Raw genomic sequence first — 15275 nt, forward strand, 5'->3', positions numbered from 1 at the left:
GAGAGAAGAGTTACTTGGTGTGGAAGACCTTGTGGTTGATGTCGGGCCAGTACTCTTTGAAGGCGTAGCTGGCCGAGTCAATGATGCAGCTGGTGAGCCACTTCTGTCCGACCTTGGTCCAGGTGCGGTACTCGGAGGGATAGTAGAGGGTCGAGACGCCTGCCGCCGCTCCTGCTCCGATGATCTCCGAGTAGTTGGGGGCGCTGCCGCCGTCGTCGGTGCGGGTGACGAGAACGCGTGTTGCGGCGTAGAAGACCCGCTTGCGGAAGCTTCCGTGGCCGAGCGTGTAGAAGCGGTTGTCCTGGCGGAAGGCCACAGGACCAAGGCCGCTGACCATAAAGTTCTCGCCGGCGGTGTCGAGTAGTGTGTGCCAGTAGTAGCGACCGTAGCCGACGGCCCCCTGGCGAAACTGAGGGTAGGAGTTGCTATTCATGGAGAAGCCGGCCTGGACTGCGGCCATCACAAAGGAGGAGTAGTCGAAGCTGTTTTTGGCAGCAATGATGAACTTGTCCTTTGGGGTCTGCGGCGGCAGCTTCGCATCCGCGGAGACAGAACTGAAGTTGGGCATGATGCCGAGGATGCGCTTGGTCTGTTGGGGACCGCCGGCATCGGGCGTTGTTGGCGGAACGAGCTGAGCTCCTGCTGCGGACGGTGTCTGTTGCTGTTGCTTGGGAGCGTCAGGAAGCTCTTCGGCGGCGCTGCGGGAGCTGGTAATCGCAATTAGCTGTTGGGAGCGAACAGGTACGGAGCCGAGGGGAACGAAGAAGAAGGCGGCGCTCGTGGCGAGAATGCTGCAGGAGCGTCGGATATCGTGAGGCATACAGCCTAAGACGCACTTCTGAGCAAATCGATGCGGTGTCGGAGTGAGATCTGACTCTTAAGTTGAAGGATTTCACCGCTTATGAAGCGACCTCTGCGAGGAGGTTCATCTTGCGTGCGACGGTGGTGAGGATCTCGAGCGACTGATCGATCTGCTCGCGGGTATGTTCGCTGGTCATGATGGTGCGGATGCGTGCCTTGCCTTCGGGGACGGTGGGGAAGGCGATGCCGGTGGCCATCAGGCCTGCGTCGAAGAGGGCTTTGCTGAAGTCCATTGTTTTGCGGCCGTCACCGATGATGATGGGGGTGATGGGGGTCTCGCTGGCGGGAGTGGTTTTGCCGCCGACGTCGAAGCCCGCGTTGGTGAGCTGCTGCTTGAAGTAGCGGGTGTTCGACCAGAGGCGCTCGATGCGCTCGGGCTCGTTCTCGAGGATGTCGAAGGCGGCGATGCAGGTTGCGGCCACTGACGGCGGGTGCGAGGTGGAGAAGAGGAAGGGGCGCGCGCGGTGGTAGAGGTAGTCGATGAGGTCGCGTGAGCCGCAGACGTAGCCGCCGAGGGCTCCGATGGCCTTGGAGAGCGTTCCGACCTGCACGTCGACGCGCTGGGTGCAGTGGAAGTGATCGACGGAGCCGCGTCCGTTGCGGCCGAGGACTCCGGAGGCGTGGGCATCGTCGACCATCATGATGGCGCCGTATTTGTCGGCGAGGTCGCAGAGCTTGTCGACGGGTCCGATGTCGCCGTCCATGGAGAAGACACCGTCGGTGATGACGAGCTTGCGGCCGGGTTCGTTCTGGACTTCCTTGAGGAGCTCTTCGCAGTGAGCGGCGTCTTTGTGGCGGAAGACCTTGATCTTCGCGCGAGAGAGGCGCGCGCCGTCGATGATGCTGGCGTGGTTGAGCTCGTCGGAGAGGATGAAGTCCTCTTTGCCGAGGATGCTGGAGACGGTTCCGGCGTTGGCGGTGAAGCCGGACTGGAAGACGACGCAGGCCTCGACACCTTTGAAGGCGGCGATCTTTTCTTCGAGCTCCATGTGGATGCGCATGGTTCCGGCGATGGTGCGGACGGCTCCGGAGCCGACGCCGTATTTTTGTGTGGCGGCGATGGCGGCCTCTTTGAGCCTCGGGTCGTCGCAGAGGCCGAGGTAGTTGTTGGAGGCGAGGTTGATGACTTTCCTTTCGTCGTAGGTGCAGACGGGACCTTGCTCATCTTCGAGGATGCGCAGCTTGAAGTAGGTTCCACGCTGCTTGAGCTCGTTGAGTTGTTCGGTCAGGTGTGCGAGCTGCGGGCGCGTTTGGGCTGCGGTGGTCATGCAACTATCGTAAACCTTAGTGCGGTACGGACGGCGTGGAGACTGACGTGCATGTTAAGTATAGGTGTGGATGTTGTTGCTCCGCAGAACGTAAAAAATCCCTGGTAAGAGGAAAGAAAAGGAGCTTCGTACGATGATTGCTCAAGACACGACGCGAACGACGATGAAGGCTGCGGTACTTGTTTTTGCGATGCTGGCCTTTGTTGGTTGCCAGTCGAAGCAGGACAAGGCGATCGAGGATGCCAAGAAGCAGGCTGCGGCAACGGGACAGGCGCAGCAGGTGGTCTCGGTTGATAAAAACGGAAACACGACGACGACGACGGTTCAGCCTCCGCTTCCGGGACAGACCGGGCAGCAGGTGACGACGACGGTGACCCCGGCCTCGGGTGTTCCGGCGAATGCGCCGGCGGTGGCCGGAGGGCAGGCGGCGCCGGTTGCTCAGCAGGCGACGGTGATGGCGAATGGGCAGCCGGAGGTTCCGGCGGCGCAGCAGCAGCCGGCGGCGGGTCCGGCAAGCGCTGCGATTGCGCCGGCGGATGTGAAGATTCCAGCGGGTACGACGCTGGCGATCCGGATCAACCAGCACATCAGCGTGAAGACGAGCCACGCGGGCGATCCGTTTGACGGCGAGATCGCGGAGCCGGTGGCGGACAGGAGCGGCCGCTTGATCGTTCCGAAGGGAACTCCTGTGGGCGGCGTGGTTGCTGAGTCGCACAAGCGCGGGCGCTTCAAGGGCGCGTCGGTCCTGCAGCTGCAGCTGACGTCGATGACTCTGAATGGGCAGCGCTATCCGCTGGAGACGAGCAGCCTGACACGAACCAAGAAGGGCAAGGGCAAGCGATCGGCTGCGATGATCGGCGGCGGCGCCGGTCTGGGAATGCTGGTCGGCGGTCTTGCGACTGGCGGGACCGGATTGTTGATCGGCGGTCTTGCTGGTGCGGGCGCGGGAACGGCTGCGGCCGGGCTGACGGGAAATGGCGATATCGACATTCCGTCGGAGTCCATTGTGCGGTTCAAGCTGGCTGAGGGGCTTTCGGTTCAGCCTTCCTGAGGTACCCTCCCTCCCGTACTCTTTGTGCAAAGTATTCGATTCAGATGAGTTAGGTTGGTACTCTGCTCGAAGCTGAAGAAGAAGCCCGGATTGCTCCGGGCTTTTCTTTTTTTCTCTCTATTTCTCTTGTAGAGAATTGGAGGTAATTAATCGGCACATTATATTTGCTTTGTTTTCATCAGGTTGAGTGGTTTGGGGACTTGACAACGTTTTGGGCGATTCGGATGCTCTCATGGAATGACTCGCTGATTGCGTAGGTGTCGAAAGAGCGCAAAGAAGCTGTCGTCTGTGGGCACGTAATCCAAAAAGCCGAGTCGCCGGCTTTTGCTCATATCGGTGACGACTTCGATAGGACGGCCGAGGTCGGCGTCGGTGTGCCAGGGAGATACAAGCGAGTTCAGTTTTGGCTCGATGAGGTCGTGTCTAGTTGCTATCTGCTCCCAGACGGGCGCGGCGTCTGCCAGTTGAATCTCCAGAGGGGAGACCTTGTCAGGAAATGGAGCTGGCTCGATATTGAACCATTGCGCCAGACGCTGCCACATCCAGCTCCAGCGAAAGACATCGCCATTGACGATGTTGAAGTCCTGATTTCGAGCGGCGGGAGTGGTGGAGGCCCAGATGAGATGGCGGCCGAGCAGCCGGGCATCGGTCATGTCGGTGAGGCTGTTCCATTGCACCGCCGAACCTGGAAAGACAAAGGGACGTCCTGTAGCCCGGCCGATAGAGGCATACACCGCGAGCGTGACGCCCATGTTCATCGCGTTACCGTGAGCCCAACCGATGATGGTGTGAGGACGGTGTACGCTCCAGCCAAATCCATCCCGATCGGCGGCGGCGAAGACTTCATCTTCCTGCGCGTAATAGAAGTTCTCCACGTTCAGACGGCCCTGTTCCTCGCGGAAGGGTGTTGCGGGAAGGGTTCCTTTTCCGTAGGCCTCGAAGGGACCGAGGTAGTGCTTGAGGCCCGTCACCAGTGCGACGTGTTCCACCGAAGCGTGGGGCCGGATTGCGTCGAGGAGGTTTCGGACCAGGGCACTGTTTACTCTTATGTTTTCCGCTTCTGTTGGCTGGCGCATCCATGTCGACAGAAAGACATGGGTCGGTCTGATGCGGTCAAGAGCACTGCGCAGGGAATCTGTTGATGTGAGATCGGCGGCGACCGGTTCAACACCGTCGATGGAGACGGGCTTTCGGGCCAGACCGAAGATCTTCCACTCGTTCGGTTGCGCGGCCAGCTCTGTTGCAAGATTTCTTCCTACGATGCCTGATGCGCCAACAATCAAAGCTGTTTTACTCACGTTTCCCCTTCTGGCTCCGAACGCTTCGGAGAGGAACTTCCTCCTGGCGAGCGTTCGCCTAGCAAAGTAGATTCCCGCGCAACCCCGCGGGGTTCGACATGAGTGCGGAAAGCCTTCGAGCTATTTCAAGATTAGTTCGAGGCCAGTTCCGGGATCGGGCAGGGTGAGGATTATGGGGTTGCTTTGGATGGCGCTGGCTGGGACAGGCTGGTTGTTTGCGGAGGCGATGGGGGCAGTTGAGTTATAGCCGTAGATTTCGATGCGGAGGTCGTGCCACCAGGGTTGGAAGGTGCCTTCGTGTTTGCCGATGTGGATTTGGAGTTGGTTGTTGGTGATCTGGCAGGTGGAGTCGATGCGGAGGTAGGAGCCGTTGCGGAAGGCGAAGGAGATGCCGTCGTCCTGGTAGAGGGTTCCGTGGCAGTCGGAGTTGGGGGAGCCGGGGGTGGGGGCGTAGACGCGGAGGGTTAGGGGGCCTTGCGGTTTTTCGTCGGTGCTCTGGACCAGGGGCTGGATGGGGATGATGGCGCCTCCGCGGACGTAGACGGGGAGGGTTTCGAGGGTGGGGGTGATGAGGATGGGGTGTGGGGTGGCGGAGGCGAGCGGGTTGGGGAGGGGCTGGTTTCCGGAGGCATCCTGTGAACCCACCTTAGCCTCGTGCCGACTGGCGTCGTCACGAGTCGAAGATGGGGCACCCGGTGTGTGAGGTTTGGTAGTCGCGGCGAGGGGTTGTTCCAGGTCGCGGGTGGTGGTGGCGGTGATGTGGGCTGCGTGGGCGCCGGACCAGTAGTCGTACCAGTCGCCGGGAGGGAGCTTGAGCTCGTAGGGGTCGAGCATGTCGGGGTAGGCAGGGGGGGCGACGAGGATGTCGGGGCCGAAGAGAAACTCGCCGCCGGCGTCAAGGTCGAGGGGGTGGCCGTCGGGGGTGGCGTTGGGGAAGTCGAGGAAGAGGGGGCGGACGATGGGGAGGCCGGTGCGGGACATCTCCTCGGCGGTGGTGTAGAGGTAGGGGAGGAGGCGGTAGCGCTCTTCGATGAAGTGGCGGCGGATGGACTCGTGGGTGAGACCGTGGATCCAGGGCTCCTGGTCGCCGGTGCCCTTGGCGGTGTGGTCGCGATCGATGGGCTGGAAGGCGGCGATCTCGAGCCACTTGGTGAGGAGGTCGGGCTGCGGGGTTCCGGCGAAGCCGCCTACATCGGCTCCGGAGACGCCGAAGCCGGAGAGTCCGAGGTTCAGCAACATCGGGGTGGTCATGCGGAGGTGGTTCCAGGTGGAGGAGTTGTCGCCGGTCCAGGTGGCGGCGTAGCGCTGGCCTCCGGCGTAGGAGGCGCGGGTGAGGACGAAGGGGCGCTGGTCGGGCTTGAGCTTGAGGAGGCCCTCGTAGGTGGCGCGGGTGTTCTGCATGCCGAAGACGTTGTGGATCTCGAGGTGGGTGGCGGTGCGGGGCTTGAAGCCGGGCTCGTTGATGCGGTGCTGGATGTTGTCCGGCATGGTCTTGGTGGGGGTCTGGAAGACGGCGGGCTCGTTCATGTCGTTCCAGAAGCCGGCGATGCCGTCTTTGTAGAACTGGGTGTAGAGGGTTCCCCACCAGTCGCGGGACTGGCTTTGGGTGAAGTCAGGGAAGACTGCGGGGCCGGGCCAGACGGGAGCGACGTAGGTGGTGCCGTCGGGATTTTTGACGAAGTGGTCGCCGGCAGCTCCGGTGTCGTAGGGGGCGTAGTTCGCATTTGGCAGGTGGGCGATGTGGAGGTCGGTGATGGCGACTACGTGGAAGTGCTTTTTGGCTAGCTCGTCGATCATGTTGGTGAAGGTGGGAAAGGTGGCGGGGTCGACGGTGAAGGGGCGGTTCTTGAGCTGGTAGTCGATGTCGAGGTAGAGGGCGTCGGAGGGGATCTTGTCTTCGCGGAGGCGGTCGGCGATGTCGAGGACGCGCTGCTCGGGGTAGTAGCTGTAGCGCGATTGCTGGAAGCCTAGGGTCCAGAGGGGCGGGAGGGGCGAGGGGCCGGTGAGCCAGGCGTAGGTTTCGACGACGTGGCGCGGGGTGGGGCCGTAGAAGAGGTAGTAGTCGATGGGGCCGTCGGGGGCGCCAAAGGAGTAGGCGTTGGAGAACTCCTTGCCGAAGTCGAAGGAGGCGCGGAAGGTGTTGTCGAAGAGGACGCCGAGGGCTCGGCCCTGGTTGAAGGAGATGAAGAAGGGGATGGACTTGTAGATGGGGTCGGAGGACTCCTGGAAGCCGAAGTAGTCGGTGTTCCAGTCGGTGAAGGCCTGGTTGCGGCGGTCGAGGGGGCCGGTCTTGTCGCCGAGGCCGAAGAAGTGCTCGTCGGGCTGCATGGTTTTGTAGAGGCGGAAGGATGAGCCGTGGTACTCGACTGGGCGGGTGTCCTGCTGGAGGAGGTGGCCGGCGGTGTCGGTGACCCGGAGGGTTCCGTTGCGGCGGTTCAGAGAGACGCGGAGGGCTTCGGTGTGGAAGCTGATGCTGTCGGGCGAGGAGTCGAGTGTGACGGGGGAGGTGGAGGTGCGGGCGGCGGGGAGGACGGCCCAGGATGCGTCCTCGGGGAGCTGGTTGTTGCGGCCGATGCGGATGCGGAGGACGTCGGGGCGGAGGGCGGTGATCTCGAGGGCGGCACCGGAGATGGTTGCGGAGAGGCCGTTGGGGAGGGGGTGGGATTTTTCTACGCGGGAGAGGGTGAGGGTCTGGTCGGATTGCTGAACTGGTTGCTGGGCGAAGGCAGGGGCGGTGAGGAGAGTGAGGAGGACGAGCGCCTTTTGCATGAGGAATACGGTAATGCTTTTTGGGGTGGGTGTCTTGTTTTGTGGGGCTTCGGCAGGTCTGGTTCGAGCTTCGCTCGAATGAACCCAGGTCTCAGATGCGAGACCTGGGGCACCCCGGCGATGGCGGCCAGCGCGAAGAGATGAGGTTGAACTTCATCAGAAGCTTCATGAGGCGGCGCTCGCAGCTGCGGCGGCAGCAGGTTCAGTTTTATGCCGTTCGATCGATGACGAGCAAGGTGCAGTCGTCGTGAGGTGGGGCTCCGTTGCTGAAGTGGTGCATGGCGGCGAAGACGGCGTGCATGGGGTCGTCGGAGGCCAGCTCGCGTGGGAGGCGGGTGGGGCCGAACTGGTTGCCGTTGGCGTCTTCGGTCTCAGTGATGCCGTCGCTGAGGAGGACGAGCCTTGCTTTTGGGGGGACGGTAAGGCGGATAGAGTGGAACTGCGTGCCGGGGATGAGGCCGACGGGGACGTCGCCGTCGGAGATGGCCTGGGTGGTGCCGTCTTCGAGGACGAGGAAGGGCGGGACGTGGCCTCCGTTGACGAACTCGAGCTCGCCGTTGGGGCGGAAGTGCACGGCGAGCATGGTGACGTATTTCTGGCCGGAGACGCGGGAGCAGAGGAAGGTGTTGACCGTGGCGAACGCGTCGGTGAGGGTGGTACAGCCCTTGACCTGGGCGTACATCATTCCCTGGATGATGGCGGCGAGCAGGGCGGCGGACATTCCTTTGCCGGAGACGTCGGCGACGATGGCGACGAAGCCTGCATCGTCTGCATTGGCGTTGGTGGCGCTGCCGTTGGGGCCGAGGGGGATGATGTCGTAGAAGTCGCCGCCGACCTCGGTGCACTGGGCGGTGCGTGCCAGAATGCGGGCGTAGGGGAAGGAGGGGGTTTCGCGGGCGATGAGGCTCTGCTGGATGTTGGCGGCGATGTCGAGCTCGTTGCGGAGGAGGTCGGCGGCGCGCTCGGCCTGGACCATGCGGGCGTTTTCGAGGAGGTTCGCGGCTTCGGAGGCGATGGCGTTGAGGATGTCGCGGCCGACGCGGTTGAGGGTGCTGGTGCGGAGGCGGGAGTCGAGGTAGAGGACGCCGAAGAAGCGGTCGGAGTTGCGGCCGCGGAGGGGGATTGCGATGACGCTGCGGAGCTCGTGGGCGACGGCGCTCTGGGTTCCGATGATCTGGCCTTCGCCGGAGACGTCGCCGATGATGTAGGGCTGGCCGCTGGTGGCGGCGTCGCGGAGGATGGAGTGGGAGATGCGGGAGTCGTCGACGAGAGGCTGGCCGTCGCTGGAGAGGCCGCTTTCGAGGGCGAGGGAGGAGGCGTTGTCGCCGAGGAAGACGAAGCCACGCTCGGCGCCGGTGAGGCGGAGGGTGTACTCGAGCATGGTGGTGAGGACGTCGGTGAGGACGCGGGTGCTGTTGAAGCTCTGCGCGGCCTGGAGGAAGAGCGAGAGTTTTTCGAGCTCGGTTCCTCCGGAGGGGGTGGAGGAGATGCGGCTGAGCAGGGCGCGGGTGGAGGAGTGGTCCTGGGGGAGGAGGAAGACGAGGGTGATTCCGGAGGCTCCGAGCTGGATGCGGTCGCCGGCCTGGAGGCGGGCGGTCTCGCGGCGGATGCCGTTGACGACAATGCCGTGGCGGCTGCCGAGGTCCTGGATGACGTAACCCTCGTCGTCGTGGTGGATGACGGCGTGCTGGCGGGAGATCTGCGCGTTGGAGAGGACGAGGTCGCGGTCGGCCTGGCGGCCGATGGTGAAGGGCAGGTGATCGACGGCGACGGTGTGGGAGTTGTCTCCGTCGTGAACGACGAGGCGGGCGGTGACGGTGGAGCTATCCATGGCAGAGTCCTGGGGCCGGTAAGCGCTGCGATCCGGCGAAGAAGAAGGTATTCAATGAGACGGGTTGAAGTCTAACATTGCCGCCGTCGGGGCTTGCGTGGACGCGCGGGGAGGAGGTTCGGAGAGGCGTTGACGGGGGCGTTGCGGGGTGTGATAGCATCCGTGCTTCGTTACGGGGGAGCGGCTGCGGCGCCCTGAAAGAGGGCGGCTGGAGCGAGGCAGTCTCCGGGGCGAGAATGCTTTGTTGCAGCAGTCACGCAGGCTGGGAGTACAGGCGGCCCGAGTGATTGAAAGAAAGGTGCGGTGCCTCCATTGGTTGTAAGGGACGGCAGACCGAGGGTTCCAGCGGAGGGCTGGCCGATGCGACCGGCGTGGTGGTGCCGTCGCGTTATCCCTGTGCGGTGCGGCGTGCAGCGACGGTGCGGGGGGAAGGGCAAGAGCAAAGACGGAATACAGGGGTCTCTCCTCTGCGCCCCATTCGACTCGCCTTCGGCTCGCTCAGGGGCTTCGGTCGAGATGACGCTTTGTGGAAGTGCGCGCGTCGTGGGAGATGACGTGTGTGATGGTGCGCGCTTGGATCGAGATGACGTGTGGGGAAGGTTGCGCCGCTTGGATCGAGATGACGGATGTGTAAGGAGGGTCTTGGGATGAGGGTCTATACGGGGAGCGAGATACGGAATGTAGCGGTGGTTGGCCATGCGCACAGCGGGAAGACGTCGTTGATTGCGGCGCTGCTGCATGCGGCGAAGATGACTCCGGCGCTGGGGCGCGTGGCGGATGGGTCTGCGGTGACGGCGTATGACGAGGAAGAGGTGGCTCGGCAGACGACGATGGCGAATGCGGTGGCGTTTGCGGAGTGGAACGGGGTGAAGGTGAACCTGGTGGATACGCCGGGGTTCCATATGTTTGTGCACGAGGCGCGGGCGGCGATGATGCCGGTGGAGTCGGCGCTGGTGGTGGTGAATGCTTGCTCGGGGGTGGAGACGATGACGGACCGGGTGTGGAAGTATGCGACGGAGGTGGCGCTGCCGCGCGCGATTGTCGTGAACCAGGTGGATCATCCGAAGGCGGACAGCCGGCTGGGGCGGCAGCAGATGATCGAGGTGATGCAGAAGCACTGGGGAAGGCAGGTGGTGCCGATCGAGCTGCCGATCATAGACGACAAGGGCTTCCACGGGGTGGTCGATCTGGTGACGATGAAGGCGTATCTGTATCAGCCGGACGGCAGCGGGCGGGGCGAGCCAGGGAAGATTCCTCATGCTCTCGAGGAGGACGCGCGGAAGGCGCACGAGGCTCTAGTCGAGCTGGTGGCGGAGGGTAAGGACGAGCTGATGGAGGAGTTCTTCCGGGAGGGGACGATTCCGGAGGAGCATTTGATTACGGCGCTGCATGAGGCGATTCGCGAGGACAGGATCTTCCCGGTGCTGTATACGAGCGGACTGAGGAATGTAGGGACGGACCATCTGCTGGATTTTCTGAAGATGTATGCTCCGGCTCCGGTGGAGCGCGAGCCGATTGCGGCGCGGGCGGCGCGGTCGATACCGCAAGGCAACGGCGAGTCGAAGTCCGGCGATGAATTTGTCAATGAAGAGATGGTGATGCGGCGGATGGATGACAAGGAGCCGCTGGCGCTGTATGTGTACAAGACGATGTCGGACCCGTTCGCCGGGAAGATCTCGTTCTTCAAGGTGGTGAGCGGCGTGGTGAAGAACGATATGACGGTGGAGAACTTTACGCGCCATGAGACGGAGCGGCTGTCGCATCTTTCGGTGATGCAGGGGAGGAAGCCGGCGGAGATTCCGGAGCTGCATGCGGGGGATCTGGGGGCGGTTCCGAAGTTGCGCTCGACGCTGAGCGGAGACACGCTGGGTGACAGGGCGCATGAGATCTTTTTGGAACAGGTGTCGGTGCCGGAGCCGGTGATGACGTATGCGATCGAGCCAAAGTCTCGCGGGGATGAGGACAAGCTGGCTCCGGCGTTGCACAAGCTGATGGAGGAGGACCAGATGGTTCGGTTCTTCCGCGATCCGCAGACGAGTGAGTTTCTGGTGGCGGGCTCGGGGCAGACGCATATCGAGGCGATCGTGTCGAAGCTGAAGAAGCGGTACCACACGGAGGTGACGCTCAAGGCTCCGAAGGTTCCGTATCGGGAGACGATTCGCGGCAAGGCGGAGGCGCAGGGGCGGCACAAGAAGCAGACGGGAGGGCATGGGCAGTTTGGCGACTGCAAGATACGGATGGAGCCGCTGCCGCGAGGGAGCGGGATTGTGTTTGAGAACGATATTTTTGGCGGAGCGATTCCGCGACAGTTTGTGCCTGCGGTGGAGAAGGGGATTCATGAGTCGGCGGGCAGGGGATTTCTGGCCGGGTATCCGGTGGTGGACTTCAAGGCGACGGTGTTTGATGGGAGCTACCACGAGGTGGACTCGAGCGAGATGTCGTTCAAGCTGGCGGCGCGGATTGCGTTTCGCAAGTGCATGGAGCAGGCGAAGCCGGCGCTGCTGGAGCCGGTGATGCGGGTGGAGATCGAGGCTCCGGACGAGTTTGCGGGCGCGTTGATGGCGGACCTGAACAGCCGGCGCGGGCGGGTGCAGGGGATGGAGAGCGCAGGCTCGGGAACGGTTGTGCGGGCCGAGGTTCCGATGGCGGAGATGCTGAACTATGGGACGACGCTGACGTCGATCACGCAGGGGCGCGGGAGCTTCCGAATGGATATGGACCACTACGATGTGGTGCCGCAACAGCTTTCGGAGAAGATTCTGGCGACGGCGAAGCGGCCGGTGGGCGATGAGGCGGAGGAGTGAGACGTCGAGGATGCTGCTAACTATCGATGGAGCAACTATTTCCGCTGCGCGGGCTGTCTAACATGATGTCCTGAGAACCGGGCCCGAGGGAACGTGTGGTGAGATGACTGTCGCCAGGAGGAAGATATGGCAGATTCGATCATCGAGAGTGTGATGAGTTTGCTTGGGCCGCAGATCGCCTCTCCGCTGGCTGCCCAGATGGGTGAGTCGACCGATACGGTGCAACGAGGCCTGCAGGGCGGTGCGGAGGCGATGCTCTCCGGCCTTGCGGCGAGGGCAGACGAGCCTGGCTTTCTGGGCCAGATCTTTGGGATGATTACGAATCCGGCCAACACGCCGGCGGCACTGACGGGCCTGACATCGAACCTGGAGACGGCTTCGGGAGCCTCTCCATTGAGCGATCTGGGCGGGAGATTTCTTTCGACGGTGTTCGGTTCGCGCATGGACGCGGTGACCGATGCGGTGAGCCAGTTCTCGGGCTTGGGCGCCGGCAAGGCGAACACGCTGTTGAGGGTGGCTGCGACGCTGGTGATGGGGGCGCTGTGCAAGTACGTTCGCGATAACAACATGAGCCCGGCTACGCTGGGAAGTGCGTTGAAGGCGGAGGCGCCGGGCCTGCAGCGGTTTCTGCCGGCGGAGTTCCGGAGTATCTTTGCGGGGCCTTCGAGTGCGGTTGCTGTTCCGTCGCAGGCTGCGGCGACGACGAACAAGTGGCTGTGGCCGGTGGTTCTGGTGGCGGCGCTTCTGCTGGCGGGACTGTGGTTCTTCAACCGCGCGAAGAGTCCGGTGCAGGAGGCGGGCAACGCGATGGGAAACGCGGCAACGTCAGCGATGTCGGCGCTGGGGGAGTTTTTCAAAACGAAGCTGCCGAATGGAGTGGAGCTGAATATTCCGCAGTTCGGGATCGAGAACAAGCTGCTCACGTTTATTCAGGATCCGTCGAAGCCGGTGGACGACACGACGTGGTTCAACTTCGATCGTTTGTTGTTCAATACGGGAAAGGCGACGCTCGAGCCGTCGTCGGACGAGCAGTTGAATAACATCGCCGAGATCCTGAAGGCGTATCCGAACGTGCATGTGAAGATTGGCGGGTATACGGACAACACGGGCGATCCGGCGGCGAACAAGGCCCTGTCGGACGCGCGGGCGAAGAACGTGATGAACGCGCTGGTCGCCAAGGGTGTGGATGCGTCGCGGATGGAGGCGGAGGGCTACGGGGATCAGTATCCTGTGGGGGACAACTCGACCGAAGAGGGACGAGCGCAGAACCGGAGGATTGCTCTGCGCGTGACGCAGAAATAGGGGAAGCGGCAGAGACAAGGCCGGCTCCTGCGAGGGGAGTCGGCCTTGTGTTTTGTGGTGGTCGGCAGCGGGCGAGGTATCCAACGCAGTTCGGGGTTCGCGCATCCATGTGGATAGATTAGGTGGGCAGGATAGAGTGGTGGGGAAAGGCTGCTGCGCGATAACGACCCAGGTATGAACGATCGTCAAAAGGTACAAAAGGCCCAGAGTCCGTGGCTGGAGCGTCTTCGCGCGTTGCGGAACGTTCCGCCGGTGCTGGGGATTCTGTGGGAGTCGGGCCCGGGGGTGGTGACGTGGGGGCTGGTGCTGCGGCTGTTTGTCGCGGTGCTTCCGTTCGGCATCGCGAAGGTGGCGCAGTACATCATCAACGACATTGCGAACGTGCTTCGGGGCCAGGCGCTGGCGGCGAACTTCTGGTGGCTGGTGGGCACGGAGGTGGGGCTGAACGTTGCGCTGGGCTTGCTGATGCGCGCGGTGGACTACACGGACCAGCTGCTAGCGAATCGTTACACGCAGCATGTGAGCGTGCGCGTGATGGAGCAGGCGGCGCGACTGGATCTGACGACGTATGAAGACCCGGTCTTCTATGACCGGCTGGAGCGGGCGCGCGTGCAGGCGACCGACAGGCTGGTGCTGATCCAGCAGATGGGCCGGCTTGTGCAGCAGGTGATCACGATGCTGACGTTTTCGGCGGCGCTGGCGTGGGCTTCACCGTGGCTGGTGCTGCTGCTGGCGGTGGGAGTGCTGCCGTCGTTCCTGGGAGAGACGCACTTCGCGTTCCTGGGGTATGCGAAGAATTTTCGACAGACACCGGCGAAGCGGCAGATGGATTATCTGCGGCAGGTGGCGGGAAGCCGCGAGGGGGCGAAGGAAGTAAAGCTGTTCGGGCTGCATGGCTTCTTCACGGAGAGATTCAAGACGCTGGCGGACCGGATCTATCGCGAGGACGTGGCGCTGTCGCGCGCGAAGCTGTTGATCGGCGGCATGCTGGGTGTGGTGGGGACGCTGGGCTACTACGGCGCGTATGTGTATGTGATCTGGCGGACGCTGGGGGGGCGCTATGACATTGGACAGTTCACCTTTTTGACGACGGCAATTCAGCAGGCGAGTTCGAATCTGCAGCAGGTGTTTTCGACTGCGTCGGGGATTGCGGATCAGGCGCTGTTTTTGACGGACCTGCTGGCGTTCTTCGAGATGAAGCCGACGGTGGATGCGAACCCGCGCGGCAGGCGCGTGCCGGAGCGGATCGACCGGGGATTTGAGTTTCGCAATGTTTCGTTTGCCTATCCGGGGACGACGCGGACTGTGCTGAAGGACTTCAACATGGTCCTGCGCCCGGGAGAGCGCATTGCGCTGATCGGCGAGAATGGGCAGGGCAAGACGACGGTGGTGAAGCTGATCACGCGGCTCTATGACCCGACGGAGGGGCAGATTCTGCTGGACGGCGTGGATTTGCGCGAGTATTCGCTCGAGGACCTGCACAAAAACATCGGGGTGATCTTTCAGGACTTCGTGCGCTTTGAGATGACGGCGCGGGAGAATATAGGCGTGGGGCGTGTTGAGCGGCTGAGCAGCCAGGAGGAGTTGGAGTCGGCGGCGCAGAAGAGCCTTGCGGATACGGTGGTCGCCAAGCTGGCGGGAGGCTACGACCAAATGCTGGGGCGCAGGTTCGAGGGCGGTGTGGAGCTGTCGGGAGGGGAGTGGCAGAAGATTGCGCTGGCGCGGGCGTATCTTCGTGATGCGCAGTTGCTGATTCTGGACGAGCCGACGGCTGCGCTGGATGCCCGGAGCGAGCTTGAGGTGTTCGAGCGTTTTGCGGAGCTGACGGAGGGCAAGATGGCGCTGCTGATCTCGCACCGTTTCTCTACGGTCCGGATGGCAGACCGCATCGTTGTGCTTGAGGGCGGGCGTTTGATTGAAGAGGGCAATCATCAGCAGCTGATGGCCAGAGGCGGCGTGTACGCCGGCATGTTTGAGATGCAGGCGGCGAGTTACAGGTAGGCGCGGTTGCTCGTGCAGTCATCCAACCTAAGGGGGGATGGCGCATGAGATAGGCGCAGCACTCTGGAGTCGAGAAGCACTCTGGAGTCG

The 15275-nt window shown here is 62.8% G+C and carries 9 protein-coding genes; 4 read left to right on the top strand and 5 right to left on the bottom strand.

Annotated features, from left to right (window positions below; all coding sequences use genetic code 11):
• Positions 1-10: 10 nt before the first annotated feature.
• Together Q363_RS13425 and Q363_RS13430 are read right to left on the bottom strand one after the other, a co-directional pair.
• On the bottom strand, positions 11-820 hold the full coding sequence (locus Q363_RS13425; protein ID WP_157466838.1) for a hypothetical protein: 810 nt from the start codon (positions 818-820) through the stop codon (positions 11-13).
• A gap of 79 nt (positions 821-899) precedes the next feature.
• A complete protein-coding gene (locus tag Q363_RS13430) occupies positions 900-2129 on the bottom strand; it encodes a glycine C-acetyltransferase (RefSeq protein ID WP_035350915.1) in 1230 nt (409 codons plus the stop codon).
• Positions 2130-2262: 133 nt separating this feature from the next.
• Between Q363_RS13430 and Q363_RS13435 the strand changes: the two genes are divergently transcribed.
• Positions 2263-3180, top strand: a complete 918-nt coding sequence (locus tag Q363_RS13435; protein ID WP_035350916.1) for a hypothetical protein — start codon at positions 2263-2265, stop codon at positions 3178-3180.
• A 230-nt stretch (positions 3181-3410) separates the two neighbouring features.
• Here Q363_RS13435 and Q363_RS13440 read toward each other — a convergent pair whose 3' ends face one another.
• From Q363_RS13440 to Q363_RS13450, 3 genes are all read right to left on the bottom strand, one after another.
• On the bottom strand, positions 3411-4478 hold the full coding sequence (locus Q363_RS13440) for an SDR family oxidoreductase (protein WP_035350918.1): 1068 nt from the start codon (positions 4476-4478) through the stop codon (positions 3411-3413).
• A gap of 120 nt (positions 4479-4598) precedes the next feature.
• Positions 4599-7247: a glycoside hydrolase family 31 protein gene (locus Q363_RS13445; RefSeq protein WP_035350919.1), complete on the bottom strand. Its 2649-nt coding sequence runs from the start codon at positions 7245-7247 to the stop codon at positions 4599-4601.
• A 208-nt stretch (positions 7248-7455) separates the two neighbouring features.
• Entirely contained in the window at positions 7456-9078 is a 1623-nt protein-coding gene (locus tag Q363_RS13450; protein WP_035350921.1) for a SpoIIE family protein phosphatase, read from the bottom strand.
• A gap of 647 nt (positions 9079-9725) precedes the next feature.
• On the opposite strand from Q363_RS13450, the gene fusA reads away from it, so the two are divergent.
• From fusA to Q363_RS13465, 3 genes are all read left to right on the top strand, one after another.
• Entirely contained in the window at positions 9726-11882 is a 2157-nt protein-coding gene (fusA, locus tag Q363_RS13455; protein ID WP_035350923.1) for an elongation factor G, read from the top strand.
• Positions 11883-12008: 126 nt separating this feature from the next.
• Entirely contained in the window at positions 12009-13184 is a 1176-nt protein-coding gene (locus Q363_RS13460) for an OmpA family protein (RefSeq protein ID WP_035350926.1), read from the top strand.
• Between the two features lie 174 nt (positions 13185-13358).
• Positions 13359-15185, top strand: coding sequence for an ABC transporter ATP-binding protein (locus tag Q363_RS13465; protein WP_035350928.1), 1827 nt, complete (start codon positions 13359-13361; stop codon positions 15183-15185).
• Positions 15186-15275 lie beyond the last annotated feature (90 nt).

The sequence above is a fragment of the Edaphobacter aggregans DSM 19364 genome, assembly GCF_000745965.1.
Lineage (GTDB): Bacteria > Acidobacteriota > Terriglobia > Terriglobales > Acidobacteriaceae > Edaphobacter > Edaphobacter aggregans.

Bases quoted from the DNA above. Each gene is read 5' to 3' on its own strand.
- Q363_RS13425 (WP_157466838.1), bottom strand. From the start codon at position 820: ATGCCTCACGATATCCGACGCTCCTGCAGCATTCTCGCCACGAGCGCC.
- Q363_RS13430 (WP_035350915.1), bottom strand. From the start codon at position 2,129: ATGACCACCGCAGCCCAAACGCGCCCGCAGCTCGCACACCTGACCGAA.
- Q363_RS13435 (WP_035350916.1), top strand. From the start codon at position 2,263: ATGATTGCTCAAGACACGACGCGAACGACGATGAAGGCTGCGGTACTT.
- Q363_RS13445 (WP_035350919.1), bottom strand. From the start codon at position 7,247: ATGCAAAAGGCGCTCGTCCTCCTCACTCTCCTCACCGCCCCTGCCTTC.
- Q363_RS13450 (WP_035350921.1), bottom strand. From the start codon at position 9,078: ATGGATAGCTCCACCGTCACCGCCCGCCTCGTCGTTCACGACGGAGAC.
- fusA (WP_035350923.1), top strand. From the start codon at position 9,726: ATGAGGGTCTATACGGGGAGCGAGATACGGAATGTAGCGGTGGTTGGC.
- Q363_RS13460 (WP_035350926.1), top strand. From the start codon at position 12,009: ATGGCAGATTCGATCATCGAGAGTGTGATGAGTTTGCTTGGGCCGCAG.
- Q363_RS13465 (WP_035350928.1), top strand. From the start codon at position 13,359: ATGAACGATCGTCAAAAGGTACAAAAGGCCCAGAGTCCGTGGCTGGAG.